The sequence below is a fragment of the Massilia orientalis genome (assembly GCF_030411975.2).
GTDB classification, from domain to species: Bacteria; Pseudomonadota; Gammaproteobacteria; order Burkholderiales; family Burkholderiaceae_D; genus Telluria; species Telluria orientalis.
Genome location: NZ_JASNRB020000001.1, coordinates 256,482 through 282,091, shown reverse-complemented (window position 1 = coordinate 282,091; position 25,610 = coordinate 256,482). Strand labels below are relative to the sequence as shown.

Annotated in this window: 22 protein-coding genes; 16 read left to right on the top strand and 6 right to left on the bottom strand. The window is 68.3% G+C overall.

Features of this window, described 5'->3' with window-relative positions; all coding sequences use genetic code 11:
- The first annotated feature begins 156 nt into the window (after nucleotides 1-156).
- On the top strand, nucleotides 157-900 hold the full coding sequence (locus QPK29_RS01170) for an AraC family transcriptional regulator (protein WP_371769368.1): 744 nt from the start codon (nucleotides 157-159) through the stop codon (nucleotides 898-900).
- Here the strand turns inward: QPK29_RS01170 and QPK29_RS01165 are convergent.
- Nucleotides 897-1,829 (bottom strand): 4-hydroxyproline epimerase, encoded by a 933-nt coding sequence (locus QPK29_RS01165; protein ID WP_371769367.1) that lies wholly within the window; start codon nucleotides 1,827-1,829, stop codon nucleotides 897-899. The genes QPK29_RS01170 and QPK29_RS01165 overlap by 4 nt on opposite strands.
- Before the next feature lie 208 nt (nucleotides 1,830-2,037).
- Between QPK29_RS01165 and QPK29_RS01160 the strand changes: the two genes are divergently transcribed.
- Nucleotides 2,038-3,387 carry a methyl-accepting chemotaxis protein gene (locus QPK29_RS01160; protein ID WP_371769366.1) on the top strand — a complete coding sequence of 450 codons (1,350 nt, stop codon included), beginning with the start codon at nucleotides 2,038-2,040 and terminating at the stop codon, nucleotides 3,385-3,387.
- Between the two features lie 70 nt (nucleotides 3,388-3,457).
- Complete coding sequence (locus tag QPK29_RS01155; protein WP_371769365.1) at nucleotides 3,458-4,189, top strand: suppressor of fused domain protein; 732 nt, start codon at nucleotides 3,458-3,460, stop codon at nucleotides 4,187-4,189.
- Between the two features lie 105 nt (nucleotides 4,190-4,294).
- Here QPK29_RS01155 and QPK29_RS01150 read toward each other — a convergent pair whose 3' ends face one another.
- Both QPK29_RS01150 and QPK29_RS01145 read right to left on the bottom strand, forming a co-directional pair.
- Nucleotides 4,295-4,750, bottom strand: coding sequence for a YaiI/YqxD family protein (locus QPK29_RS01150; RefSeq protein WP_056125283.1), 456 nt, complete (start codon nucleotides 4,748-4,750; stop codon nucleotides 4,295-4,297).
- 2 nt (nucleotides 4,751-4,752) lie between these two features.
- Entirely contained in the window at nucleotides 4,753-5,442 is a 690-nt protein-coding gene (locus QPK29_RS01145; protein ID WP_229412217.1) for a FadR/GntR family transcriptional regulator, read from the bottom strand.
- A gap of 231 nt (nucleotides 5,443-5,673) precedes the next feature.
- Between QPK29_RS01145 and QPK29_RS01140 the strand changes: the two genes are divergently transcribed.
- The 5 genes from QPK29_RS01140 (at nucleotide 5,674) to QPK29_RS01120 (ending at nucleotide 11,365) form a co-directional block, all read left to right on the top strand.
- A complete protein-coding gene (locus QPK29_RS01140; RefSeq protein WP_056125287.1) occupies nucleotides 5,674-6,990 on the top strand; it encodes a DUF3422 family protein in 1,317 nt (438 codons plus the stop codon).
- A 3-nt stretch (nucleotides 6,991-6,993) separates the two neighbouring features.
- Nucleotides 6,994-7,875, top strand: a complete 882-nt coding sequence (locus QPK29_RS01135) for a CPBP family intramembrane glutamic endopeptidase (protein ID WP_371769364.1) — start codon at nucleotides 6,994-6,996, stop codon at nucleotides 7,873-7,875.
- 98 nt (nucleotides 7,876-7,973) lie between these two features.
- A complete protein-coding gene (locus QPK29_RS01130; protein ID WP_371769363.1) occupies nucleotides 7,974-10,250 on the top strand; it encodes a DUF6600 domain-containing protein in 2,277 nt (758 codons plus the stop codon).
- Between the two features lie 107 nt (nucleotides 10,251-10,357).
- On the top strand, nucleotides 10,358-11,098 hold the full coding sequence (locus tag QPK29_RS01125) for a sulfite exporter TauE/SafE family protein (protein ID WP_371764707.1): 741 nt from the start codon (nucleotides 10,358-10,360) through the stop codon (nucleotides 11,096-11,098).
- 87 nt (nucleotides 11,099-11,185) lie between these two features.
- Nucleotides 11,186-11,365: a hypothetical protein gene (locus QPK29_RS01120; RefSeq protein WP_160408029.1), complete on the top strand. Its 180-nt coding sequence runs from the start codon at nucleotides 11,186-11,188 to the stop codon at nucleotides 11,363-11,365.
- 4 nt (nucleotides 11,366-11,369) lie between these two features.
- Here the strand turns inward: QPK29_RS01120 and QPK29_RS01115 are convergent, their stop codons facing one another.
- The 3 genes from QPK29_RS01115 to QPK29_RS01105 all read right to left on the bottom strand — a co-directional run bounded on the left by QPK29_RS01115 (nucleotide 11,370) and on the right by QPK29_RS01105 (nucleotide 16,704).
- On the bottom strand, nucleotides 11,370-12,779 hold the full coding sequence (locus QPK29_RS01115; RefSeq protein ID WP_371769362.1) for a sulfatase family protein: 1,410 nt from the start codon (nucleotides 12,777-12,779) through the stop codon (nucleotides 11,370-11,372).
- A gap of 20 nt (nucleotides 12,780-12,799) precedes the next feature.
- A complete protein-coding gene (locus QPK29_RS01110; protein WP_371769361.1) occupies nucleotides 12,800-15,178 on the bottom strand; it encodes a TonB-dependent receptor in 2,379 nt (792 codons plus the stop codon).
- Nucleotides 15,179-15,276: 98 nt separating this feature from the next.
- Nucleotides 15,277-16,704 (bottom strand): arylsulfotransferase family protein, encoded by a 1,428-nt coding sequence (locus QPK29_RS01105; RefSeq protein WP_371769360.1) that lies wholly within the window; start codon nucleotides 16,702-16,704, stop codon nucleotides 15,277-15,279.
- Between the two features lie 242 nt (nucleotides 16,705-16,946).
- Here QPK29_RS01105 and QPK29_RS01100 point away from each other — a divergent pair, with 242 nt between their 5' ends.
- The 8 genes from QPK29_RS01100 (at nucleotide 16,947) to QPK29_RS01065 (ending at nucleotide 25,603) form a co-directional block, all read left to right on the top strand.
- Nucleotides 16,947-18,041 (top strand): LLM class flavin-dependent oxidoreductase, encoded by a 1,095-nt coding sequence (locus QPK29_RS01100; RefSeq protein ID WP_371769359.1) that lies wholly within the window; start codon nucleotides 16,947-16,949, stop codon nucleotides 18,039-18,041.
- A complete protein-coding gene (locus QPK29_RS01095) occupies nucleotides 18,038-20,422 on the top strand; it encodes a beta-glucosidase (RefSeq protein WP_371769358.1) in 2,385 nt (794 codons plus the stop codon). Before QPK29_RS01100 ends, QPK29_RS01095 begins: the two co-directional genes overlap by 4 nt.
- Nucleotides 20,423-20,447: 25 nt before the next feature.
- Nucleotides 20,448-21,074 (top strand): NADPH-dependent FMN reductase, encoded by a 627-nt coding sequence (locus tag QPK29_RS01090; RefSeq protein ID WP_371769357.1) that lies wholly within the window; start codon nucleotides 20,448-20,450, stop codon nucleotides 21,072-21,074.
- Nucleotides 21,075-21,136: 62 nt separating this feature from the next.
- The gene (locus tag QPK29_RS01085; RefSeq protein ID WP_371769356.1) at nucleotides 21,137-21,784 is read left to right on the top strand and encodes a TetR/AcrR family transcriptional regulator; all 648 of its coding nucleotides are present in this window, start codon (nucleotides 21,137-21,139) and stop codon (nucleotides 21,782-21,784) included.
- Nucleotides 21,785-21,963: 179 nt separating this feature from the next.
- A complete protein-coding gene (locus QPK29_RS01080; RefSeq protein ID WP_371769355.1) occupies nucleotides 21,964-23,199 on the top strand; it encodes an MFS transporter in 1,236 nt (411 codons plus the stop codon).
- A 5-nt stretch (nucleotides 23,200-23,204) separates the two neighbouring features.
- A complete protein-coding gene (locus QPK29_RS01075; protein ID WP_400189710.1) occupies nucleotides 23,205-23,393 on the top strand; it encodes a hypothetical protein in 189 nt (62 codons plus the stop codon).
- An 11-nt stretch (nucleotides 23,394-23,404) separates the two neighbouring features.
- Nucleotides 23,405-25,105, top strand: coding sequence for a GH35 family beta-galactosidase (locus tag QPK29_RS01070; RefSeq protein WP_371769354.1), 1,701 nt, complete (start codon nucleotides 23,405-23,407; stop codon nucleotides 25,103-25,105).
- A gap of 45 nt (nucleotides 25,106-25,150) precedes the next feature.
- Nucleotides 25,151-25,603: a nuclear transport factor 2 family protein gene (locus QPK29_RS01065; protein ID WP_371769353.1), complete on the top strand. Its 453-nt coding sequence runs from the start codon at nucleotides 25,151-25,153 to the stop codon at nucleotides 25,601-25,603.
- Nucleotides 25,604-25,610: the final 7 nt, after the last annotated feature.

Here is a 25,610-nt window from a genome sequence, read left to right as displayed (position 1 = left end):
GGTCTGTCTCCTTTGCTTGAAAGGTCACATGCTAGGCCTGTTTGGCGCCGGGGTCTTGCGTGAAGCGTTCGCCGGGGAGGCCGAAATCGGCATAACGCCCGGCCGCCGTTTGCCATGCCGGCGCAACCCGCCTATATTGGCGTCCGGGAGGACACCATGATCGACGACACTACCATCCGGGCCATCGACACCATCGGCATGCAGGCCGTCGAAGCGATCTTCGACGCCCTCGGCGACGTCGCATTCTTCGTCAAGGACCGGGACGGCCGTTACCTGAGCATCAACCGCACGATGGTGCGGCGCTGCGGAGTTCGGCACAAGAAGGATGTGCTCGGCAAAACGGCGCTGGAACTGTTCCCGCGCACCTTGGCCGAGACGTATCTCGCGCAGGACCGGCAGGTCATCGCCAGCGGCACGGCGATCGACAAGCAGCTCGAACTGCACATCTACCCCGGCCGCGGCCGCGGGTGGTGCATCACGAAGAAGATTCCGCTGTTCGGCAAGGATGGCGACGTCGTCGGCCTGATCGGCACGTCGCAGGATCTCGGCCTGCTGGACGACCTGCACCCGGCGTACCGGCAGATCGCGCGGATCGCGCAGCACATCAGCGACCACTATCGGGAGAATATCTCGCTGAAGGCGCTGGCGGAGGAAGCGGGACTGTCGCTGTCGCGCGTGGAACGGCTGTTCCAGAAAGTGTTCCAGCACTCGCCGCGGCAGCTGCTCGTGCAATGCCGGCTGGCGGCCGCGCGCACCCTGATCGAACAGGATCCGGGCGCGAAGATCGCGGCCATCGCGTACGAATGCGGCTATACGGACCACAGCGCGTTCAGCCGCCAGTTCAAGTCGTACGTGGGCATGAGCCCGACCGAGTACGGGCGACAGATGAAACAGGACTAGGCGGGGAGGCCCCACGCGAACGGATCGGTGTCGTCGAACAGCAGCGTCGACTCGGCGCTGACCCAGGCCGTGCCGCGGATCGTCGGCGCGACGGTATCGCCCGCGCGGCGGTAGCTGCCTTCGAACACGCTGCCGACGATGCTCTCCTGGCGCCACACGGCGCCCTGTTCCAGGTCGCCATCCGCCGCCAGGCAAGCCAGTTTGGCGCTGGTGCCCGTGCCGCAGGGCGAGCGGTCGTAGGCCTTGCCGGGGCACAGCACGAAGTTGCGGCTGTCCGCGATGCGTGACGGGGCGAACAGTTCCACGTGGTCGATGGGCGCGCCGCCGTCGCCGGTGATGCCTTGTGCGGCCAGCGCCGCCATCACGGCTTGCGCGAACGCCGTCAGCGCCGGGACGTTGGCCGGCACGATGTCGAACGCATGGTGCTTGATGAGGAAGAACCAGTTGCCGCCCCACGCCACGTCGCCGCGCACGGTGCCATGGCCGGCGACGTCGACGTGGACGTCCTTGCGCGTCCGGTACGACGGGACGTTCTCGATGCTCACGGAACCGTCCGCGTGCAGCTCGGCCGTCACGACGCCGACGGGCGTGTCGATGCGGTGGCGTCCGGCCGTGATGCGGCCGAGGTGGGCCAGCGACACGACGAGGCCGATCGTGCCATGCCCGCACATGCCCAGGTAGCCGACGTTATTGAAAAAGATGACGCCCGCCGCGCAGTCCGGGGCATGCGGTTCGCACAGCAGCGCGCCCACGAGGACGTCCGAACCGCGCGGTTCGCACACGCTGCCCGTGCGGATGTGGTCGTGTTCGGCGCGCAGGCGCGCGAGCCGCCCGGACAGCGGCCCGTTGCCCAGGTCCGGGCCGCCGTCGACGATGAGTCGGGTGGGTTCGCCACCGGTGTGCGAGTCGATGATCGAGATTTTTTTCATGCCTGGAAGGCTAAACCCGGGCCGGCGGCGGGTCTTGTTGTTTTTCTGCGTCTTGATGAGGGAAAGCGGCACACCGTCGCGAGACATTCATGCGGTTGTGACAATCTGCAAGAATCCAATAAAAATTTCCCAATATCATTGAACGTTGCTGTGCCAATAGACCTGCAAAATCAATGTGTTACGGATAAATAAAAGGGAAGTCACCAAAATGCATCCGATCTCATACGGCTCCAGGGCCGACCATGCCAACAACGCCGACAAACTGTTCCTCGCCGTCCTGTGGGCGCTATTCGCCACGTCGCTGGCGCTGGGCCTCGTATACGACTCCCTGATGCTGGCGGTCGCCGTCGGGCTGCCGCTCGCCCTCGTGCCGAGCGCGCTGATCGCGGCCGCCCCGGGCAGCCTCGCCGCGCGGCTGTCCGTCGCCGTCGCGCTGATGCTGTTCTGCGCGCTGAACATCCACCAGGCGCACGGCTTGACGGAGCTGCATTTCGGGATCTTCGTCCTGCTCGCCTTCCTCGTCTGCTACCAGGACTGGCGCGTCATCGCCGCCGCCGCGGGCACGGCCGCCGTCCACCACCTCACGTTCAACTATTTGCAGGAATGGGGCTATCCGACGCTGTGCTTCACGCATCCGGGCATCGGCATCGTGCTGCTGCACGCGGTGTACGTCGTCGTCGAGGCGGCCGTGCTGTCGTACCTGGCCGTCCGCCTGCAGCGCGAGACGACGGCCGTCGCGGCGAGCGCCGGCACCCTGCACGACACCTTGCGGGCGATGCGCAGCAGCGCGGACCAGGTGGCGCGCGACATGGACCTGATCACGCAGACGTCCAGCGCGGTGGCGGCGGGCAGCGCCGACCTGTCCGCGCGCGCCGCGGCGCAGGCCGCACGGCTGGAGCAGGCCGCGGCCGCGGTCGACCATCTGACCGCCACCGTCAAACGCAACGTCGACCACGCGGCGCTGGCCGACGAGCTGGTGGCGTCGGCCTCCGCGCTGGCCGTGAAGGGCGGCGACGTCGTCGCCGACGTCGTGCAGACGATGGAGGCTATCCGTTCCAGCTCGCGCGAAGTGCAGGACATCGTCAACGTCATCGACGGCATCGCCTTCCAGACCAACATCCTCGCGCTGAACGCGGCCGTCGAGGCGGCGCGCGCGGGCGAGCAGGGACGCGGTTTCGCCGTCGTGGCGGGCGAAGTGCGCAGCCTCGCCCAGCGCAGCGCGCAGGCGGCCAAGGAAGTGCGGCAGCTGATCGGCGACGCCGTCGTGCGGGTGGACGCAGGTGGCCGGCTCGTGGACGAAGCGGGGCAGGCGATGCACCAGATCGTCGGCTCGGTGCAGCGCGTGGCCGGCATCATGACCGCGATCTCGGGCGCGAGCCAGGAACAGCGCGACGGCATCGAGCAGGTGCGCGATTCGATCCGCGAGATCGAGGTGACGACGCGGCAGACGGCCGAGCTGGTCGGGCAGAGCGCGGATGCGGCCGAGACGATGTGCGCGCACGCGTCGTCGGTGGCGCGTGCGGTGGGCACGCTGCGCCAAGCGGAAGCGGCCGCGTAAGTGGAAATGCGCGCATTTTCGCGGCATCCGCGCTGCTAGACTCGTCGGGTCAGCATTCGAGGGGGCCGCGATGAGCGCATACCGAGCCAGCAACGTCGTGTCCTTGCACGGCGATCCGATCTACCATCACACGGAAAGCACGCCGTGGACGCCGCCGCAGGGCGAGATCTGCCTGCAGCAGATTTCGGACCACATCGACCGGCACCTCGGGCCGGTCGACTGCGTGTTCCACGAACTGGTGTCGGACACGGTGCACATCGACGTCCATATCGTGAAGCCGACGGAGGCGTACCCGTTCATCCGGCTGGTCACGTCCGGGATGAGCGACCTGCCGATGTCGACGCCGCCGGACGCCGACGTCCCGCGCCACGCCGAGCTGATGATCACGCTCCCCCCGGACTGGAAGCTCGACAAGGAGTCGTTCGAGGACGAGCGCTGGTACTGGCCCGTCCGCCTGATCAAGACGATGGCCCGGCTGCCGCACAAGTACGGGACGTGGCTGGGCTGGGGCCACACGGTGCCGAACGGCGACCCGGCGGAGCCGTACGCGGCGGACGTCCGGTTCGACGGCTGCATCCTGCTGCCGTCCATCAGCGTGCCGGACGAATTCCACCGGCTGCGCATCGACGCCGACAAGGAGATCGCGTTCTTCGCGATCGTCCCGCTGTACAAGGAGGAACTGGCGCTGAAGCTGCGTGCCGGCGCCGAGAAACTGCTGGAGCGCTTCGACAAGAAGCACATCGACGACATGATCGATGCGCGCCGGCCGAACGCGGGCAAGAAGCTGTTCGGCTTTTTGTGACAGGCCGCGGCGCTGGACTGAAGGCCACCCATACCTTATCTGCCGTACATCCGGCAGGCCCTGTTCGTCACGGAACGCACTGCACGGCGGCGAGCACGGCGCAGCTCACGGTTTAGGCGCGCGCTTCGCCAGTTCGCGGTCGAGCGCATTCGCGAACCGCTGCCGGTCCGCCTGGCTGAACGCGCCTGGTCCGCCCGTATCGACGCCGCTGGAACGCAATTCGTCCATGAACGCGCGCATCGTGAGCTGCTGCGCGATGGTGTCTTTCGTGTACCACTCGCCGCGTGGATTCAACGGCATGCCGCCCTTGTCCAGTACGAGGGCGGCGAGGGGAATGTCGCCCGTCACGACGATGTCGCCGGGTTGTACGCGCGCCACGATTTCCGCATCGGCCGCATCGGCGCCCGAAGGCACCTGCAGCGCGCGGATGAAGCGCGAGCCGGGTACGCGGATCAACTGGTTGGCCACCAGCGTGACGTTCAGCTGCACGCGGTCGGCCACGCGGAACAGGATGTCCTTGATGACCGCCGGGCAGGCATCGGCGTCGACCCAGATCTCCATGCTCAGCCGCGCGAGAACGTGCGCGTCACCCGGTCGAGGTGGGCGCGCATGGCCGACCGGGCGCCGGCCACGTCGTGCGAGGCGATGGCGGCCAGGATCGCGCGGTGGTCGAGGAGCGTCAGCTGGCGCAGTTCCTCGGTCTGGAAATGCTCCGTCAGCTTGTGCCACAGGCTGCCGCGCTGGGCCCACAGGTATTCGATCACGCCGACGAGGGCGCTGTTGCCGGCCGCGCGCGCGATCGCGAGGTGGAAGTTGCGGTCGGCCGATTCGTTCTCGCCCAGGTTGTCCTGGTTCTGCTCCATCTCTTCGACGGCGACGAGGATCGCATCGACGGCCGCCGGCGTCGCATTCTTCGCGGCCAGCGCCGCGACCTCGACCTCGATCATGCGGCGCGCGGCGAGCACCTCGAACGGACCGGGACCGGCCGCCGGGCGCGCGGTCGTCAACGCCGCCTGTTCGCTGACGTACACGCCGGACCCACCGCGCACTTCGACGACGCCCCCCAGTTCCAGCGCGATCAGCGCTTCGCGCAGCGAGGTGCGCGAGACGCCCAGCTTCGTGGCCAGGTCGCGCTCGGCGGGCAGGCGCTCGCCCGGCTTGATGTTCTCTTCCCGGATCAGCGCTTCGATCCGGCTCGACACCACGCGATACAGTCGCGGCTCGGTCGCAATCGCATCGGGTGGCGCGGGCATTTTTCTCATTGTGTCAGTCCAGGAAAAAGTGGAGGCGATTGCCAAGATCGCATCTTAGTTTGGTCGGGATAATGTTGCAAGTGGTCGGACCAAAACGGTCATTTGGGCTGACTGCGTTGACGATTTTGTCGTGTCCTGAACTTTATTCGGCCCATGGCGGGATCGACGCCGTTCCGGCGCTGTGCATACGCATGTACAATGGGAAATATTGCCGAGCCGATGAATCGAACCATGACGACCGCTTATCCAAGCCTGAGCCACGCCCAGCGCATTCCGCTGGCCGCCGAAATCCATTCGCGTCCCTTCCTCCGGCTGGAAGCGCCCGAAGCCATCACCCATCTCGCCGTCTACCGCGCCAACGAGGCCGGATCGCGCAGCGAGCACGGTCCGAACCAGCATGCGCTGCTCGCCGCGCTGTGCGGGCATTTCGGCGTCGCGGCGCCGAACGTGACGGCCAATCACTTCTATCACGACTTCGGCCGCTTCCGCCTCAAGTGGGAACGGCACACGGAGTTCGCGACCTACACGTTCACGGAAAAGATCGCGCCCGGGCTCCCGATTGCGGAGGCGTTCGCGCGCATGCCGCTCGCGCACCTGCCGCAGTCGTGGATCCTCGGCCTGCACGGCCGCCTGATGTCCGCCGCGCACGTGCTGCTGGAGCGCGGCGCCGCCGATCCGGCCACGCTGCAGGACGGCTTCGCCAGCAATAACCTGGTCGGCTCGCGCGTCATGCAGGGCGGGGAAGTGTGGACGGATTTCGCGATCCAGTCCGACGGTTTTTCGCGTTTCGTGCTGCGCGACGTCGAAATGCGCGCGCAGCAGGCCGGCCGCCTCGCGCAGCGCGTGCTGGAAATCGACACCTACCGCATGATGGCGCTCCTCGGCCTGCCGGCCGCGCGCACCGTGTCCAACGCCCTGGACGACATCGAGGCCGAACTGGCCACGCTGGCCGAGCGCATGGTCGCGGGCGAGGCGGTCGCCGGCGACCAAGACCTGCTGGCGCAGATCACGAAGCTGGCGGCGCGCCTGGAAAAGCTCTCGCTCGACAACGGCTACCGCTTCTCGGCATCGAAAGCGTATTACCGCCTCGTCAAGGCGCGCATCGAGGAATTGCGCGAGGCCCGCATCGAAGGCGTGCCGACCGTGGAGGAATTCATGGACCGCCGCCTGACGCCGGCGATGAACACGTGCGAATCGACGGCCGCGCGCCAGGAAGCGCTGGCGCGCCGCATCGCCAACGTCAACGACCTGCTGCGCACGCGTGTCTCCATCGTCCAGGAAAACCAGAACCGGCAAATCCTGCAATCGATGGACCGCCGCGCCGCCCAGCAGCTGCGCCTGCAGCAGGCCGTCGAGGGCTTGTCGGTGGCGGCGATCTCGTACTACGTCGTGGGCCTGCTCGGCTATGCGGGCAAGGGCCTCAAAAGTCTCGGCATGCCGGTCAATCCGGACCTGCTCACGGGCGCGCTGGTGCCCGTCGTGGCGGGGCTCGTGTGGCTCAGCCTGCGCCGCATGCACAAGCAGATGCACAAGCGTTCGCACGGCTGATCCATGCTGAGCGCTCCCGGTCTCATGGCGGCGTGCGCCGCGCTGGCGCTGGCCGTACTGGCGTTGTGGGTACCGGCGCCCGCCGTGCGGGGGAATCGCGACTGGGCGTGGGGCGCGGGCGTGCTGCTGGCCTGCGCGGTCGCGCAGGCCGTCGAGGTGCTCGACGGGATCGGCCTGGCCGTCATCGTCTTCTACCTCGCGCTGGCGTTCGGCGCGCGCGCGGCCGGACGGGCCTGGGTCCGCATCCCGCTGCTCGTGCTGACGGGCGTGTGTGCGCTGCTGCTGGCGCTGCACCGGCTGCCGGGCTTTCACAATCCGCTGCTGGTCGACCATGCGCACCTGTCGGCGGGTGCGCCGCCGTTCACGCTGTACGCGAACTTCGACAAGGCCATCGCCGGCATCGTGCTGATGGGCGTGTTCTGCGCGCCGATCCGCGCGCGTGCCGACTGGTTGCCGATGCTGCGCCGTACGCTGCCCGTGCTGGCGGCGACGCTCGTCGCCGTCCTCGGTGCGGGCCTGCTGCTCGGCTTGGTGCGGCCGGACGTCAAATGGCTGCCGTGGACATCCTGGTTCCTCGTCAATAATCTCTTGATCACCTGCGTGACGGAGGAGGCCTTCTTCCGCGGCTACCTGCTCGGCGGCCTGGCGCGCGGCATGGCGGGACGACGCCACGGCGTGGCCGTCGCGGTGGCCGTATCGACTTTGCTGTTCGGGCTCGCGCATGCCGCCGGCGGTCCGCTGCTCGTGCTGTTCGCGACGCTGGCGGGCTTCGGCTATGCCGCCGCGTACCTGCGTTCCGGACGCATCGAGGGCGCGATCCTCACGCACTTCGCGCTCAACGCCGTCCACTTCATCGCGTTCACCTATCCAGCACTCATGCGCTGAACAGCATTGCAACTTCTGTAACACGGTGTGACAGCGTACCGTGCGCGCGGGGCGCCGGGACTATGATCGGGCATCATTCCCACGTTGTACCGACGATCATGAGCGCTTCGAACTTCCTCCGGCCGGCCGTCGCCCTCGGCCTGCTATTCACCGCGACGATCGCCGCCGCGCAGACGCAGGACCCGCCCGCGCGCGTGGGCCGCATCGCCTACCTGGCCGGCCCCGTCAGCTTTTCTCCTGCCGGCGCCAGCGACTGGGCGCAGGCGCCGCTCAACCGGCCCCTCGTCGCGGGCGACCGCCTGTGGACGGACGCCGGCGGGCGCGACGAGGCCCAGTTCGGCGCCGCCGCCGCGCGCATGGATGCGGGCACCTTGCTGACCGTGCTCGCGGCCGATGAACGCATGACGCAACTGCAGGTGTCGCAGGGCCGCGTCGACCTGCACGTGCGCCGCCTGGCGCCGGGCGAGACCGTCGAGGTGGATACGCCGAACCTCGCCTTCGTCGCGCGCGGGCCCGGCGACTACCGGCTCGCCGTCGCGCCGGACGGCAGCACGACGGATGTCACGGTGCTGAACGGCGCCGCCGACGTGTACGGCGACGGCACGTCGCTGTCGCTCGCGCCGGGGCAGGGCTATCGTTTCGGCGGCCAGGACCTGGACAACTACGGGCTGCTCCCGCCCGCCCCGCCGGATGAATTCGACCGCTGGGCGCTGGCGCGCGACCAGCGCTACGAGCGCGCCATCGCGCGCCGCTATGTGCCGCAGGGCGTCGTCGGCTTCGAAGACCTCGACGACTACGGCAGCTGGCGCACCGTGCCCGACTACGGCACCGTGTGGGTGCCGGACCGCGCGCCGCGCAACTGGGCGCCGTATCACGCGGGACACTGGGCGTGGATCGATCCGTGGGGCTGGACGTGGATCGACGACCAGCCCTACGGTTACGCCGTGTCGCACTACGGCCGCTGGATCCGCACGCCGGATACCTGGGCCTGGGTGCCGGCGCCGGCGCGCGCGCAGCCCGTGTACGCTCCTGCGCTGGTGGCGTTCGTCGGAACCGTGCTGGCGTTCGGCGGCCGTTCCGATCCGGGCGTCGGCTGGTTCCCGCTCGCGCCGCACGAGCCATACCGGCCGCCGTATCACGCGAGCCCGACGTACATCACGAACGTCAACGTGACCAATACCGTGATCAGGCAGACGACCATCGTCAACAACATCACCTACCGCAACCGCAACGTGCCCGGCGCGATCGTGGCGATGCCCGCGCAGCAGTTCGCGCAGGCCGCGCCGACCGCGCGCGCAGGCCTGCTGCTGCCGCCCGGCGTGGCCCGCGCCGCGCCGGTGCTGGCGGCGCCGCAAGCGCGGCCGCTGCCGCAAAGCCGGATCGGCACGGCCCCCGGCCGCCTGCCGCCGGGACCCGTGCTGCAGCGCGTCGCGGTGACGCGGGCGTTGCCGGCGCACGCGTTCGGGCACGGACCTGGTCCCGCCGCGGCGCGTCCGGATGCGCGCGTGGCCGTGCACGGGCCGGTGCCGCTGCGCGTGCTGCGCCCCGCGCTCGGCAAGCCGGTGACGCCGCAGCCGGCGCGTGGTCCCGTGCCCGGCGCCGCGCCGGCCGGGCACCTGATGGCGCAGGGTGGACGGCCGGCTGGCCATGGGCCGCAGACGGCCGCCGTCCCGCTGCCTGGGCCGGCCGGCCGACCCGTCCACGAAGCGCCACCGCCCGCCGGGCGCCCGCCAGTCGCGCTGCCGGATGTGCACGGCCCGCGGAACACCGCGCAACTGGCTGCGCGTGGCGGCACCGGCGCAGGCGCGACGGCCGCGGAAGCGGGCCGTCCGCAGCCGCCACACGCGGGCCGGGGCGGGCCCGCGGACGAGCCGCGCGGCGCCGCCCATGGCGTGATGGCGCAACCGCAGGCGCCGCGCCCGATGCATGGCGGCGAACCGCAGCAGGCAGTCCGGCATGCTCCGCCGGCGCACGGTCCGGCTCCGCAACCGGTGGCGCACGAAGCGCCGCGCGCGCCCGCGCCGCAGCGGGTGGCGCTGCAGGCGCCGCATCCCCAGCCAGCCACGCGCCCGCAGCCGCCGGCGCAGCATCCGCAGCCTGCACCGCATCCGCAGCCTGCACCGCACCCGCAGCCGGCACCGCGACCGCAGCCTGCACCGCATCCGCAGCCGGCACCGCGACCGCAGCCGCCGGCGCAGCATCCGCAACCTGCACCGCATCCGCAGCCGGCACCGCGACCGCAGCCGCCGGCGCCGGCCGCACCGAAGCCCGCGCCGCATCCGCAACCGGCGCCGCAGCCGCATGCGGCCCCCGCCCACGGCCCGGACAAGGGCGGCGACCACGGTCACAAGAACGGCGAGAAGGGCGGTCACTGACGACGGCACGGGGCGCGGTGTAAGATGGGCTTCCGTCCAACTCACCGCCGCGCCATGCCGACACCACACCGCCCAGCCAACGACCGTCAAACCGGAGCGGCACCATGATGCTGCTGCTCGTCTTCCTGGCCGGGCTGTGGGCCGGCGTGCAGAACGCGCTGGCGGGCGGCGGCTCGTTCGTCACCTTGCCAGCGCTGATCGTGTCCGGCATGTCGCCGCTCGCAGCGAACATCACGTCGACCGTCGCGCTGTTCCCCGCGCAGATCACATCCGGGTACGCTGGCCGCAAGCTGGTCAGCGGCGCGGGCGGCCTGCCGTTCTGGGCGTTGTTCGTGCTGAGCATCGCCGGCGGCGCGGCAGGTGGATTGCTGTTGCTGCACACGTCGCCGGCGGTGTTCGCGCGGCTCGTGCCGTGGCTCGTGCTGTTCGCGACGGCCCTGTTCACGTGGGGGAGCTTCTTCCGCAAGCCCGGCGCCGCGGGCGCCGTGCACCTCGGACCCGTGGCGACGGCGGTCGCGCAATTCCTGATCGCCGTCTACGGCGGCTATTTCGGCGGCGGCATCGGCATCCTGATGCTGGCCGCGCTGACGATGGCGGGGCTCGCCGCGCGCAATGCGGGCGCCACGAAAAACGTGCTGGCCGGCGTGATGAATGCGTCGGCCGTCGTCCTGTTCCTGACGTCGCCCGACCTGCACTGGCTGCAGTGCGGCGTGCTGGCGGCGGGCGCCGTCATCGGCGGCTTGCTGGGCGCGTGGGCGCTGCACCGCGTGAACGAGAAGGCGCTGCGCGTCGCCATCGTCTGCATTGGCATCGCGCTCACCGTCGGGTTGTTCCTGAAACCCATTTGAAGCGCGCTGGACACGGCCACTGGCTTGGTCTACAGTGGAATCATGCGGTATCGCCATGAATGATTCCGCCAGGAAGGTAGGTGCGCCATGCTGGATTTACTCTATGGGCTCGAACCGGATCTTGCGTTGCACGCGGTCGTACTGGCATTCGGTTGCGCGACGTTTCTCCTGATCCTGTTGTGGCGGCGTTGCCCCAACTGTACCTGGCAGGAGTGGTCCAGCGAGTTGCTGGGCCGCGACGAGAAGGACGACGCAGCCCAGGACTAGCCGGTCAGTCGGTGCCGTCCGCGTGGTAGTGGTCGGCCTGCACCTTCCCGTTCACGCCGTGCGTGCGCACGTCGGGCGTGATCGGCAGCATGCTCGCGTTCCAGCTTTCCCATTCCCCTTTGAGCTTGTCGAATACGTCCGGATGACGCTGCGCGAGGTTGGCGCGTTCGCGCTGGTCCACGCTCACGTCGAACAGGAAGTCGTTGCCGTTGAGGCGCAGGTATTTCCAGTTGCCCGAGCGGACGGCGCGCTGGGCGTTCGCCTTGTAGCGCCAGAACAGCGTCCGCTCGCCGGGCGCGCGCTGGCCCGTCAGCACGGGCAGCAGGTCCTGGCCGTCGGGCGGGTAGGCCGGATCGGGCGCGCCGCCGGCCGCGGCGAGGAGGGTCGGCAGCCAGTCCATGCTGATCGCGACCTGGTCCGTCGTCGTGCCGGCACCAAGGCGGCGCGGCCAGCGCACGATCGCGGGCACGCGGATGCCGCCTTCCAGCAGTTCCGTCTTCTGGCCGCTGAACGGCCACGTCTTCGAGAAGCGCTCGCCGCCGTTGTCGCTCGTGAAGATGACGATCGTGTCGTCGGCGAGGCCCTTGTGCCGCAGCGCGTCGAGCACGCGGCCGATCGCGGTGTCGAGCCCCGTCACCATCTTGCCGTAGGTGACCAGATCGCCGCCGTCGTAGTGGAAGATGTTGCCGATGTCGCGCGACACGGCTTCGTCGCCCGGACCTTCCCACGGCCAGTGCGGCGCGGTGAAGTGCAGCGACAGGAAGAACGGCTGCTTCCCATCCTGTTGGCCGATGTATTCCGTGGCGCGCTCCGCGAGCAGGTCGGTGTAATAGCCGACCTTGTGCACGGGGACTTCGCCTTCGTACAGGTCTTCCGGCACCTCGGGGCCGACGCCCGGCTTGTGCGTGAAGTAGTCGATGGCGCCGCCGTAGTTGCCGAAGAAGACGTCGTAGCCGCTCTTGAGGGGACCGAACACGGGCAGGTAGCCCAGGTGCCACTTGCCGAACAGCGCGGTGCGGTAGCCCGCCTTCTTCAGCAGCGACGGCAGGGTCGGATGCTGCGGCGGCAGGCCGATGGTCTTCGACGCCCCGGCGATCGGCTCTTCCAGCCCGCCGCGCAGGCGGTACTGGTAGCGGCCCGTGATCAGGCCGAAACGCGTGGCGGAGCACACGGCGGAATTCGCATACGCCTGCGTGAAGCGCACGCCCTGCGCGGCCAGGCGGTCGAGGTTCGGCGTCGCGAAATCCGTGTTGCCGTAGACGCCCAGGTCGGCGTAACCCAGGTCGTCCGCGAGGATGAAGACGATGTTCGGCTGCCGGTCCTTGCGGTCGGCCGCGAACAGCGCCTGCGGGGCGAGGGCGAGGGCGGGGAGGCCCTTGATGACGGCGCGGCGTTTCTGGTCGGTTTTGCTCATGATGGGTCCTTGCTTAAAATTTAGAAGTCGACACGGGCCGTCGCGCCGATCGTGCGCGGCGTGCCGATGACGGCGTTGTACGAGCCGAACGTGCCGTTCCACATGCTCGTGTAGTACTGGCGGTCGAACAGGTTGCGGGCCCACAGCTGCACGTCCCACGCGTGCTCGCCGTTCGAGCGTACGCCGGCGGACAGGTTGGCGAGGCCGTACGCCGGGATGCGCGAATACTTCGACGCGTCCAGCGTGCCGTACGTGGACGAGCGGTACGACACGTTGCCGTTGACGTAAGCGCGCCACGTGTCGTCGAGCGGATGCTCCCAGCGCGCGCCGATGTTCGCCGTGCGGCGCGGTGCATTCACGAGGGCGTCGCGGCCGGACAGGTCGCACGACACGGCGTTCACTTCCGGCGCGCACGGCGCATTCTTGTACGCCAGGTAGCGCGGGTCGTTGAACGACACGTTCGCCTGGATGTGCAGCGTGCGCACGGGGATCGCGAGGGCCTCGAGCTCGATGCCGCGGGTGCGCACGTCGCCGGCGTTCGTCAGGTACGACGTCCGCGTCGTCGGGTCGTAGGCATTGCTCTGGTAGCCGTGGACGACGGTCGCGAACAGGTTCGCGTTCAGCTGCAGGCGACGGTTCAGCAGCGTGCTTTTCACGCCCAGTTCGGCCGCGTTGGCGCGTTCGGCGCCCACCAGCAGCGACGCCGCGCCGGCCGCGCCGGGCACCTGCAGGTTGATGCCGCCGGACTTCTCGCCGTGCGACAGGCTGGCGTACAACAGGACGTCGTCCCACGCTTTGAAGCCGGCCGAGAGAAGCGCGCTGGGACTGGACTGGTGCAGCGCCAGCGGACCGGAATCGTAGGCGCCGTAGCGCGCGTTGCGCACGGTGAGGGCAGGGCCGCTGACCGTCGGGCCGACGGGCGCGTACCGGATCACGCGCACGCGCTTGTCCTCGTACGTGCCGCGCAGGCCGGCCGTCAGGTCCCAGCGGTCGGTCGCATGCCACGTGGCCTGGCCGAACAGCGCGTAGCTATTGACGCGCAGCGTGCCCGGCGAGTTGCTGGTGACGTCGTTCCACGCGCCGACCGGATTGCCGTTGAAGCGGTCGGCGAGGGGACCATTGACGGTGAACGCGTTGTTCTCCAGCTCCTGGTAGTAATAGTAGGCGCCGGCGACGGTGTCGACCGCGCCCGGGCTGCTTCCCCAGCGCAGCTCTTGCGTGAACTGGCGGTGCTTCGCGGACTGGCCCACGTTCAGGGTCACCGGCACGTCCAGGCCGTCGTCGTTGTGCGGCACGAAGTTCCAGGTGCGCCACGCACTGATCGAGGTGATGCGGCTGGCGTTGGCGAGGTTCCAGTTGGCTTCCGCCGATACGCCGCCCTGGTGCACGTTCACGTGCGAGCCGTTGTCGAGGGCGACGGCGCGGTCTTCCGGATCCGTGACAGGATGCCCGCCGACGAGGGCCGCCTGCGCGAGATACTTGCCGGTCGCGCCGGCGTTATAGAAAATCAGCGTGCCGTTGTTCGAGTCTTCCTCGTTGTAGTCGGCGATGACGCGCAGGCTGAAGTCCTTGCCTGGCTCATACAGGGCCTGTGCGCGCAGGCCCTGACGCAGGCCACCCTGCACGCGGGTGCCGTTGTAGCGGTTGCGGATATAGCCGTCGTCCTGCGTGCGGTACACGGACAGGCGCGCCGCCAGGTCGTCCGTCACGGGACGGTTCAATACCAGCTTGCCCTGCACGTAGCCGAAGCTGCCGGCCGAGAGTTCCGCCTGAGATTCGTCGTTGTGCGTCGGTTTGCGCGACGAGATGTTCACGACACCGGCCGTCGTGTTCTTGCCGAACAGCGTGCCCTGCGGGCCGCGCAGCAGCTCGAGCTGTTCGATGTCGAGCGCGTCGAACGCCGCCATGCCGGGGCGGGCGAGGTAGACGTTGTCGAGGTACAGGCCCACGCTGCCTTCCAGGCCGTCGCTCGCGGGGTTGTTGCCGAGACCACGCACCGCGAAACTCATCTGGCGGGCGTGGACGTAGTTGATCGTCGTGCTGGGCAGCAGTTGCTGCAGGTCCTGGGCGCGGTAGACGCGGTTCGCTTCCAGCTCGTCGTCGTTCAGCACCGTCATCGGCGTCGGTACGCTCTGCGCGCTTTCGACGCGGCGGCGGGTGGAGACGAGCACCGTCTGGATCGTGTCGGACAGCGGTTGCGTGGCGGCGGGATCGGGGCCCGCATCGGCGGCGGCGAGCACCGGCGCGACGGCGGCATTCGGCCCCGCGTTTGGTCCCGATTCCTGCGCCCACACGCATCCGGCGCACATCATCATGGCCGCCGCCGCGATGGTGGTGCGTGAAACTGCCGGCGCGCCGTGGCGCCTGGTCTTGTGCTGAGCTGCGGATGCGTAAAACACGTGGTTCTCCTTGAACGTCATGAAAATCGGGATGAGCGAAGCCGCTGCGGCGCGGGGGGGGGGGGCGCGCCGCAGGTCTTACAAAAAGATGAAAGGGGTTAGCGCGTGCTGGCGACGGTGTCGAGCGGACGCTCGCTGCGCGGCGTACCGGCCGGCACCCAGTCGTACGGCACGGGCTGGGCGCGATAGACCCAGTTCGTGCGCACCGTGCGTCCGCTGCCGCCGACGGCCGAATCGCCGTAGAACGGGCTGACGTATTCCCACACGATCTCGCCCTGCGGCGTGACCTGGAATACCCGGCCGTTCATGCCTTCGTCGATGAGGGTGTTCCCGTTCGGCAGGCGGCGCGCGCTGCTGATGAAGGCGCTGTAGAAGCTCCACTGCGTCTGCTTCGAGTCCACCGCGGTGTACTCCCACACGATCTCTTTCTTGACCGGGTCGATTTCCAGCACGCGCGAGTGCGGGAAGATGCCGGGGCTGACGATCGGGTAGCCGGCTTCGCCCTGGTTGTCGAACACGATCAGGTTGCCGGCGCCGGGCAGGCCGGGCGCGATCAGGTGCGGATCGTGCTGGCCGATCAGCTGGTCGACGGGACGCGGCAGCTTGCCGCCCGCCGGCGCGAAATCGGGGCCGAGGCGCCATACGACCTTGCCCGTCTTCTTGTCGATGATGGCGACGATGTTCGCCTGGCGCGAACTGATGATCACGTTGTCCGGCGCGAAGCGCGCGTCGCCGCCGTCGAACCATTTGTTCGGGCCGAGGACACGGGCGCTGTTCGTGTGCAGGTAGTCGACCGCTTTGGCGCCGTCGCGCGGCGCGGCGTTGCGCAGCTGGTCCAGCGCGGCTTTCGAAAAGCCGAATTCGTCGAGGTGGTCGGACGCCGTCCAGCGCCACACGATCTTCCCTTGCGGGTCGACTTCGTACAGCACGTCGTCCAGCACCCGCGGCGCCTTGAAGCCCTTCACGTCATGCACGAGGTTCGCCAGCACGAGCGTGTTGCCGTTGGCGAGGCGCTCCCAGTCGTGGTGCTGCTTGGCCGCGCCGCCGGGGGCGGCATTCGTCGACGTGTCGGCACCGCCGTACGCCGTCTGCGCGGCCGCACCCCAGCGCCACACGACCTTGCCGTCCCAATCCAGCTCGCCGATCGCGGCATTACCGAGGCCATTGCCGGCGGCCTGCATGCCCGGCAGCTGCGCCAGTTGCAGCAGCACGCGGCCGCGCGCGCCGCCCGCCCTGGCGGGATCCACCAGCACGGGCGGGAAGCGTTCCTGCGCCCACTGGTGCACTTCGTTGCCGTTCATGTCGATCAGGTGGGTCTTCTTGTCCTGGCCGGAGAACAGCACGTAGCCGTTCCACGCCTTCTGCGGTTCGTAGCGGGTGACGCCCGTCGGGAACACGCTGGGCGCGGCGAAGGCGGCCGCCACCGGCAGCATGCACAGGGCCAGCAGGGCGCACGTTTGCAGGCGGCGTGCCTGTTGCTGTCGTTGTCGGAGGCGGGCCAGGCGGCGCTTGGTGTTGGCGGTCATGACGTCCCTTTCGTTATGGATGAGTCGAAACATCTTACGAAGGGAAGGGGCGATGCAGAACGAATATGTTGACATATCCATATCCCGGCGAGACTTATAACGATATGCGGTTTTTGCAACACCTTGCTGCTGGGGAGCCAATAACTTGATGAATAAAAGAGATTGACGACCCGAATATCTGCAACTACAATAATCATAATTACGGTTATGATTTAACCCAACACCACCCAGAAGGGACTTGTATGCGTTTTTCCGTCTTCCTCAACGCCCGCACCATGACGCCGGACGCCGACCGCCAACTGATCGTCGACCTGGAGCGGCACGCCCTGCTGGCGGGCGAGCTCGGTTTCGATGCGATCTTCCTGCCGGACCACCACTTCAACGGCTACATGGCGATTGCCAGCGACAGCTACATGTTCGCCTCGTACCTGGCCGCGAAGCTGCCCGCCATGCACTTCGGCTTCTCCGTTACGACGGTGCCGCTGCATCATCCGGTCCGTTTCGTCGAGCGCATCAACATCCTCGACCACCTCACGAAAGGCAAGCTGCTGGTGGGCGTGGGTTCCGGTACGACGCCGGAAGAGATGATCGGCTTCGGCGTGAACTACAAGGACGCCGGCCGCATCGCCGAGGAAAACCTGGCCGCCGCGGAAGCGCTGTGGAACAAGCGCATGGAAGACGACGCGATCGAGCTGGAAGGCTTCCACAAGGGCCGCGTGCTGCAGCGTATCGCCCCGAGCCCGTACGGTGAAAAACATGCGCGCCTGATGCCGGTGGCGATGAAGGACGCGAGCATCACGCGCGCCGCCGCCAACGGCTGGCCCGCGTTCATCCCCGCGTTCACGCCGCCGCAGATCGGCGGCCTGGAACCTCTGACGCACGTGAAGAAATACTTCGGCAAATACCACGAGCAGCTGCTGGCCGCCGGACACTCCAGTGAGACCGTCAAGGATGCGCTGTCGTGGACGACGCACAGCTACCAGTGCGTCCACCTGGCCGAGACTGACGAACAGGCGCGAAAGGAAGTGCTGGAAATCCTGACGTCGTACCAGGAAGCGGTCGACCGCGAAGCCGCATTCAATGCCAAGGCGGAAAGCGACGACGCGAACAAGAAGACCGACCGCACCGGCAGCGCGCTGACGGAAGAATGGATGGCCACGTGGTGCCTGTACGGCAGCCCGGCCACCGTCATCGACAAGCTGCGCGCGTACCAGCAAGTCGGCATCGGCAACATCCTGTGCGGCACCGTCACCGGCCCGCTCACCGAGCAGCGCCTCGCGTACGCGGACCAGACCCTGCGCCTGCTGGCCCAACACGTGATCCCGGCATTCCAATGAGCGAAACGACCTTGACCCTGGACGAGATGGCGAGCCTCACGGCCGGCGCCTCCATGTGGTCCACGGCCGCCATCCCGCACGCCGGCATCCCGTCGCTCGCGATGGCGGACGGCCCGATGGGCGTGGCCGGCCCGCGCGTGGACGAGCGCGATGTGTCGTTGCTGACGCCCGCGCCCGTCGCACTGGGCGCCAGCTGGGACAGGGAACTCGTGCAGCGGGTCGGGCGCCTCGTCGGCGGCGAGGCGATCCGCCGCAAGGTGGACCTGATGCTCGCGCCGAACCTGAACCTCGCGCGCAGCCCGCTGGCTGGGCGCGCGTTCGAATATTTTTCCGAAGACCCGCTGCTGTGCGGCCGCCTCGGCGGCGCGTGGATCCAGGGCTGCCAGTCCGTCGGCACGGGCGCGGTCGCAAAACACCTTGTGTGCAACGACAGCGAGACGGCGCGCGATTCCATGAACGCCGTCGTCGACGAGCGCACCCTGCGCGAAGTGTACCTGGCGCCATTCGAGATGGCCGCGCAGGCCGGCTGCGCGGGGATGCTCACGGCGTACAACAAGGTGAATGGCGCCTGGTGCGCGGAAGCCGGGCAGATCGTGCGCGACGTCGCGAAAGGCGAGTGGATATTCGACGGCGTGTTCATGAGCGACTGGTTCGGCACGCATTCGACGGTGCCGTCGCTGAACGGCGGCCTGGACCTCGAGATGCCCGGGCCCGCACGCTTCCTCGGTGCGAAGAGCGCGGGCGCGGTGGTGGAAGGGCAGGTCGACCTGGAACGTGTGCGCGACGCGGCCGAACGCGTGGCGCGGACGGCGCGCCGATTCGGGCGGGACAAGGGCGCGCCGCTGCCCGCCGCGGAGGCCAGCGGGCTGCTCGTGGAAGCGGCCGCCGCCGGCTTCACGCTCGTGCGCAACGACGACGCCATCCTGCCGCTGGACCCCGCGCGCTACCCGCGCATCGCCGTGCTCGGCCCGAACGCGAGCGCGCCGTGCTTCCAGGGCGGCACGTTCGCCAAGATCGCCGTGCGGCCGGACGCGCTGCTGCCGCTGGACGCGCTGCGTGCCCGCTTCGGCGATGCGATCGTCGTGTACGAGCCGGGCGTCGATCCGCAGCCGAAGCTGCCGCGCATGCCCGCGCGTCCCGCGCGTGACGTCGACGGCTGCACGCGTGGCATGACGCTCGACTACTTCGACAATCCCGACTGCGCAGGCAGCCCGCTCCTCTCCGAAACGCGCGACACGAACTCGCTGACGTGGTTCCACGGCGTGCATGCGGCCGGCGCGCTGCAGCAGACCGCGGCGACGCGGGCGAGCGGCGTCGTCACGGCCACCGCCGACGGCCCGTACCGGTTTTACATCGGCGGCACGGGCGCGCTGCGCCTCGTCGTCGATGGCGTGGAAGTGTTCCGGCGCGACGACCAGCTGGCGCCCGGCGACGTGATGGGCCGTCTGAAAAGCGGCGATGCCGACAGCATCACGGTCGACCTGCGCGCCGGTCAGGTCGTGACGGTCGTCGCCGAGCTGCGCTACTCGCCAGCGCGCTGCCAGGGCCTGTGGTACGGCGTGCGCGGCCCGGACAGCAACGAGGCGATGATGGCCCGCGCCGTCGCGGCGGCCCGTGCGGCGGATGCCGTCGTGCTGGTCGTCGGCGAGACGTCGGACGCCAGCGTCGAAAGCAAGGACCGCGTCGACACGCGCCTGCCGGCCGAACAGGTCGAACTGATCGAACGGGTATGCGCCGCGAACCCGGACACGGTCGTCGTCACCAATGTGGGCCACGCGTTCGATACGCGCTGGGAGTGCCAGGCGAAGGCCGTGCTGCATTGCTGGTACCCGGGCGAGGAATTCGGCCGCGCGCTGGCGCAGGTGCTGGCGGGCGACCGCGAGCCGGGCGGCCGCATGCCCGTCACCATCGCCTGCGACGATGCCGACTACCCGGCGCTGTCGCTGCAGCCGGATGCGAACGGCGACCTGCCTTACAGCGAAGGCACGCGGGTCGGCTACCGCGGCCTGGCCGCGCGCGGCATCGCCCCGCGCCAGGCATTCGGGGCCGGCTTCGGCTACACGACGTTCGCGCTGGACGGCGCCACCGTCGAGCCGGACGGCGCGGACGGCTGGACCGTGAGCGTCGCCGTGCGCAATACCGGCACGCGCGCCGGCGCGGAAGTCGTGCAGGTGTACCGCACGGCGCCCGAACTGACGCTCGTCGGATTCGACAAAGTCCATCTCGAACCGGGCGCAGCGCGCACGGTGCGCATCGCCATCGAGCGCCGCCGCTTGCAGGTGTGGCAGGGCGGCTGGGCCGACCTGACCGGCCCTGTCGACCTGCTCGTGGGCCGGTCCAGCGCCGACCTGCCGTTTGCGCTGCAAGTGAACCCCAACTGATAGCCGTACCCCTTAGGAGACAACCATGAATGCCATCGACAAACACCTCGCCGAGCAGGACCGCCCGTTCATCGTCGGCATCGGCGGCACGACCCGCCCCGGCTCCAGCACGGAAAGCGCGCTGCGCACGGCGCTGCAGTACGCCGAAGAACTCGGCGCCGAGACGCAGCTGTTCGGCGGCGAAGCCCTCAGCACGCTCGACGTGTTCTCGCCCGAACAGCGCGAACGCAGCCCGGCGCAGCGCGCCATCGTCGAGGCGGTGCGCCGCGCCGACGCCGTCATCTTCGCGTCGCCGGGCTACCACGGCGGCGTGTCCGGTCTGGTCAAGAACGCCATCGACCTGCTGGAAGACCTGCGCGCCGACGAGCGCGTATACCTGGACGGCATGCCGGTCGGCTGCATCGTCACGGCGGCCGGCTGGCAAGGCTGCAACACGACCCTCGGCGCCATGCGCTCCATCGTGCACGCGCTGCGCGGCTGGCCGACGCCGCTGGGCGTGACCCTGAACACGGCCGGCGTGAAGCTGTTCGACGCGCAGGGGCAGTGCCTGGACGCCCAGGTGGCGGCGAGCATGAAGCTGCTGGCGGAGCAGGTCGTGAATCCGTCCAGCGTGTTTGCGCGAAGGAATAAAAAACCGGAATTGTCGTTTTGAATTTTCCGCTCCCGGACGGGATTCCGTTAGAATCCTGTCATTCCTTCAGCACGTCGACATCCATGCAGAGCGCCACTTCCCACGCGCGCGCACCCAAGCAGGGGCGCAGCCGCCAATCGTTCGAACGCATCATCGAGGCGACCATCGAGTCGTTGCGAGAGCGTCCGTACGACCAGATCACGCTAGCCGAAATCTGCCAGCGGGCGGGCGTGTCCACCGGCGCGCTGTACGGCCGCGTCACCGGCAAGGATGAGCTGCTGCGGGCGGTCCAGGTGCAATTCCTGGCGCGCCTCGGCGAGGAGTTCACCGACGAGGCGCAGCGGATCGCCACCAGCGCGCATGGCCTTGCCGAAGTCGTTCCCGCCGTCGTCGCCGGGCTCGGGCGGCTGCTCAAGGAAAACGCCGCCGTCCTGCGCTCCTTCATGCTGCGCAGTTCCGCCGATGAGGTGATCGCGGCGGCCGGGCGCAAGTCGGCGCAGGAAAACCACGCCAAGTTCAGCCGCCTGGTCGAGGCGTGCGGAGGCGAGATACGCCACCCGAAACCGGCACGTGCGATCGAAGCGAGTATGACGCTGATCTACGCGTCCCAGGCGCGCTTTCTCGGCCTGGACAGCGTTGGCGGCCTGGGCGACGCCAGCCGCTGGAACGACATGCTGGAAGACCTGAGCGACATGATGCTCGCCTACCTGCAGTTCGTCCCGGCACGCTGACTTGCGACAGCGCCGGTCGGGTATCCGGCGCGTCGATAGCAGCTATTCAGCGAATCAGCGGCGGCCCATCATATTTTGCTTGGGGAAACCGCCAAAAATAATTATGATAATTCTAGTTCTGCAGCCTGCGCAAGACAGGGGCGGCGCTTCGCCGCGGCAATGACAAGGAGACTTACACGATGCGCAGCACTTCGACGCGGCCTGCTTCGGCCGTCCCTACCGTTAAACGCGAGGCCGACTGGCGCCAGGGCTGGATCCTCGTGATCTCCGGCTTCCTGCCGGTGATGGCGATCATCGCACTCGCACCGACGTTGCCCACGCTGCTCGGCCACTTCCGCGACGTGCCGAACCCGGCCTTGATGGTGCCCCTCCTGATCACCGCACCAAGCGCCTGCATTGCCCTGCTGGCACCGGGCGCCGGCGCGATCGCGGACCGTTTCGGGCGTCGCCCGCTACTTCTGTGGTCGATGGCCTTCTACGCCGCCGGCGGCCTGGTCCCGTTTGCGATCGACAACTTCTGGGCCGTGGTGGCAGGGCGCGTCGTGATCGGCATCGGCGAAGCTGGTGTGCTGACCGTCGTGAACACGCTGCTGGCCGACTATTTCGAAGAAGAGGCGCGCCACCGCTGGCTGATGCTGCAGGGCGTGGTCGGGTCCGTGCTCGGCACCCTGACCATCGCCAGCTCGGGCTTCCTGGCGGCGCATGGGTGGCAGTGGCCGTTCCTCGTGTATGCCGTCGCGTTGCCGATCCTGCTGGCCAGCCTGGCGTACCTGTTCGAGCCCGAACCGCGCCGCAGGCAGGGGCAAACGGGGCAGGCCAGCGCGGTGTCGCCGTTCCCGTACGCGATCGCCTTCATGGTCGCGGGCGTGACCATTCTGCTGTCGACGATTTACTATGTCCAGGTCATCAACTTCTCCGTGCTGCTGAAGGACCTGGGCGTCGCCGATCCGCAAAAGATCGGCCTGTCCATGGCCATTCCGAGCATCGGCGTGCCGCTGGGGGCGATCGGGTTCAAGCTGACCACGCGCTACGGCGCCGGGGCCCAGATCGGCCTCGTCTTCCTCGGCTATGCGATCGGCCTGTCCGGCATCGGCCTGGCGCCGAACTACCAGGTCGCGCTTGCGTTCGCGTTCATCCAGCAGCTGGCCAACGGGATCATCGTCCCTGCGCTGATCGCCTGGGCCCAAAGCAAGTTCTCGTTCGAGCACCGCGGCCGCGGCATGGGCTGGTGGGCGAGCTCGTTCTTCGCGGCCCAGTTCCTGTCGCCTGCGGTCGTCAATCTGATGCGCGGCTCGGTCGGCAATTTGCAGGGCGCGTTCCTGGCCTTCGGGTTGATCTCGGCGGCCTGCGCCATCGGGGCCGGCCTGCTGCGCATGCGCGCCGGGCGTCTGGCGCGTCCGCACGCCGGTGTCTAGACACCATGCTGACGCTCCTGACTGTCGTTGAATCAAACACGGCGCTTCAGATCACAGTCCTGCTGGGCGGCGTCGCCACCTTCTGCGCCGTAGTAGTGTCACGCGCCAATCCGCTGTGCATCTGGGTCGAGTGGGTCGGGAACTGTCGTGATGGCGGCGAGCATGAACCGAGTCGTCCCAACATTGAATCATGAAGAATATAGACATGCGTTATCGAAAAAAACTGGCTGCCCTGCTGGCAGGCGCGGCACTGCTTGGCACGACGATGCAGGCCGCCGCCCGCGAACCATCAGCGCTGCTGCCGCGGCTGGAGACGCGCGGTCAGGCAATCCAGCTCATCGTCGACGGCAAGCCGTGGATTGCCCTCGGCGGCGAGGTCCACAATTCGAGCGTGTCGAGCAGAACGGACCTGGGGCCCCTGTTCGACAAACTCAGGAAGATGCACCTGAATACCGTCGTCACGCCGGTCTATTGGGAACTCCTGGAACCCGAGGAAGGCCGTTTTGATTTCACCCTGGTCGACGACCAGATTCGTCTGGCACGCAAGAACGGCATGCGGCTCGTGCTGCTGTGGTTCGGCACGATCAAGAACGCCAAGTCGACCTATGCCCCGGAGTGGGTGCGCGCCGACCTCAAACGTTTTCCGCGCGCCGTCACGCGTCCTTCTACGCTCCCGTTCGCGCAGGGGGATAAGCCGATCAGCCTGTTCGGCGACGCGATCGCGACGGCCGATGCGGCGGCCTTCACGCGCCTGACCGCGCACCTTGCCGCGACCGATCCCCAACATACGGTCATCGCGATTCAGGTCGAAAATGAGACCGGACTGCTCGGCGACAGTCGCGACCGTTCTTCGGCCGCGGAAGCGGCCTGGAATGCGCCTGTTCCGGAAGCACTGCTGGACTATCTGGAAAAGAACAAGGGTCATCTCGCTCCAACGCTCGACGCACTGTGGCGCAGCCACGGCAGCAAGCGCGGCGGCACCTGGGCCGAGGTGTTCGGCGGCGGCTGGCAGGCGGAGGAGGTGTTCATGGCCTGGACCGTCAGCCGATTCGTCGACACCGTCGCCGCTGCGGGAAAGACCAAGCTGCCGTTGCCGATGTACACGAATGCCTGGCTTGGACCGCAAAAGGAGGGAGACGTCGCCGGCACCTACCCGTCGGGCGGGCCGGTTCCGCGCGTGTTCGACGTCTGGCGTGCCGGTGCGCCTCACCTCGACTTCCTCGCGCCCGACATCTACGTCGACGATTTCAGCGGCTGGACCGCGGCCTACCGCCAACCGTCGAATCCGCTGTTCATTCCCGAGTCGCGTTTCATTGTCGGCAACCTGTTCGAAGCCCTGGGCCGCCACCAGGCGATCGGGTTCTCGCCGTTCGGCATCGAAGACGGCTTGCCGGGCAACCAGCTTGCCGAGACCTACGCGTTGCTGAAGCCGATGTTGGCGCACCTGACACAGGCCCAGGCGGCGGGCACCGTCCATGGCTGGGCCCTTGCGGCGGGCGAACGGCAGAGCGCCGATGTCGGCGACTACACCGTCACCGTACGCGGACAGCGGGAAGCTTTGCACAAGATGCTCCTCGACATGGGGGTTCCCGCGCCAGCTCCGGTTCCGGAACGCAAGCCTCAGAACAATGGCTGGGGTGCCCCGGAGCTGACCGATATTCGCCCGACCGGTCTGCTTCTCCAACTCGGTCCCGACGAGTTCCTGGCCGTCGGCAAGGACCTCGAGCTCACTTTCGCAGCGAAAGGCCAGCCGGACCAGCCGATCGAACTCGCACGTGTCGAGGAAGGCCGTTACCTCGACGGACGCTGGGTCGCGGGACGTGTCCTGAACGGCGACGAGCGCCTTAACATCCTCCCGTCGGACAGCCTTGGCATGGTGCGCATCAAACTCTTGCGCCCCCGCTGAACCGGCTTCCGGCCCACCGGATCCTCCACTGAGAAAGCGATCACAATGCAAACACGATGGTTGTCCAGCGCGGCGCTCGTCGCCGCGGCGATGTCCGCCGCCAGCGCCCACGCCGCCGATCCGACCGATGCCAACCGCGCCGTCATGCGTGCCTTTGTCGATACTGCGTACGGCGATAAGCAGGTGCGCAAGGCCTATGAGGCATATGCGGTGCCGGACCTCGTGCAGCACAATCCGAACATCGCGGACGGCCGCGACGCGGCCATCGCGGAGGTGGAAGGGCTGCTCAACAATCCGGCCGCGCACTTCGATGTCAAGCATGTCGTCGTCGACGGCGATATGGCCACCGTTCATTTCCGCGGCAGCCTGGGCAACGGCATGGGCGCGGCCGTCTTCGAGCAGTTCCGGCTGAAGGACGGCAAGATCGTCGAGCATTGGGACGCCTTCCAGGTCATCGATCCGAAGGCAACCGCGCGCAACACTCACCCCTTTTTCTGAGTATCGG

Coding starts and splice junctions, on each gene's coding strand:
- QPK29_RS01075 (WP_400189710.1), top strand. CDS start 23,205: ATGCTGACGCTCCTGACTGTCGTTGAATCAAACACGGCGCTTCAGATC.
- QPK29_RS01140 (WP_056125287.1), top strand. CDS start 5,674: ATGACGACCGCTTATCCAAGCCTGAGCCACGCCCAGCGCATTCCGCTG.
- QPK29_RS01080 (WP_371769355.1), top strand. CDS start 21,964: ATGCGCAGCACTTCGACGCGGCCTGCTTCGGCCGTCCCTACCGTTAAA.
- QPK29_RS01085 (WP_371769356.1), top strand. CDS start 21,137: ATGCAGAGCGCCACTTCCCACGCGCGCGCACCCAAGCAGGGGCGCAGC.
- QPK29_RS01090 (WP_371769357.1), top strand. CDS start 20,448: ATGAATGCCATCGACAAACACCTCGCCGAGCAGGACCGCCCGTTCATC.
- QPK29_RS01105 (WP_371769360.1), bottom strand. CDS start 16,704: ATGACCGCCAACACCAAGCGCCGCCTGGCCCGCCTCCGACAACGACAG.
- QPK29_RS01155 (WP_371769365.1), top strand. CDS start 3,458: ATGAGCGCATACCGAGCCAGCAACGTCGTGTCCTTGCACGGCGATCCG.
- QPK29_RS01135 (WP_371769364.1), top strand. CDS start 6,994: ATGCTGAGCGCTCCCGGTCTCATGGCGGCGTGCGCCGCGCTGGCGCTG.
- QPK29_RS01115 (WP_371769362.1), bottom strand. CDS start 12,779: ATGAGCAAAACCGACCAGAAACGCCGCGCCGTCATCAAGGGCCTCCCC.
- QPK29_RS01150 (WP_056125283.1), bottom strand. CDS start 4,750: ATGGAGATCTGGGTCGACGCCGATGCCTGCCCGGCGGTCATCAAGGAC.
- QPK29_RS01120 (WP_160408029.1), top strand. CDS start 11,186: ATGCTGGATTTACTCTATGGGCTCGAACCGGATCTTGCGTTGCACGCG.
- QPK29_RS01070 (WP_371769354.1), top strand. CDS start 23,405: ATGCGTTATCGAAAAAAACTGGCTGCCCTGCTGGCAGGCGCGGCACTG.
- QPK29_RS01170 (WP_371769368.1), top strand. CDS start 157: ATGATCGACGACACTACCATCCGGGCCATCGACACCATCGGCATGCAG.
- QPK29_RS01125 (WP_371764707.1), top strand. CDS start 10,358: ATGCTGCTGCTCGTCTTCCTGGCCGGGCTGTGGGCCGGCGTGCAGAAC.
- QPK29_RS01065 (WP_371769353.1), top strand. CDS start 25,151: ATGCAAACACGATGGTTGTCCAGCGCGGCGCTCGTCGCCGCGGCGATG.
- QPK29_RS01145 (WP_229412217.1), bottom strand. CDS start 5,442: ATGCCCGCGCCACCCGATGCGATTGCGACCGAGCCGCGACTGTATCGC.
- QPK29_RS01165 (WP_371769367.1), bottom strand. CDS start 1,829: ATGAAAAAAATCTCGATCATCGACTCGCACACCGGTGGCGAACCCACC.
- QPK29_RS01130 (WP_371769363.1), top strand. CDS start 7,974: ATGAGCGCTTCGAACTTCCTCCGGCCGGCCGTCGCCCTCGGCCTGCTA.
- QPK29_RS01100 (WP_371769359.1), top strand. CDS start 16,947: ATGCGTTTTTCCGTCTTCCTCAACGCCCGCACCATGACGCCGGACGCC.
- QPK29_RS01095 (WP_371769358.1), top strand. CDS start 18,038: ATGAGCGAAACGACCTTGACCCTGGACGAGATGGCGAGCCTCACGGCC.
- QPK29_RS01160 (WP_371769366.1), top strand. CDS start 2,038: ATGCATCCGATCTCATACGGCTCCAGGGCCGACCATGCCAACAACGCC.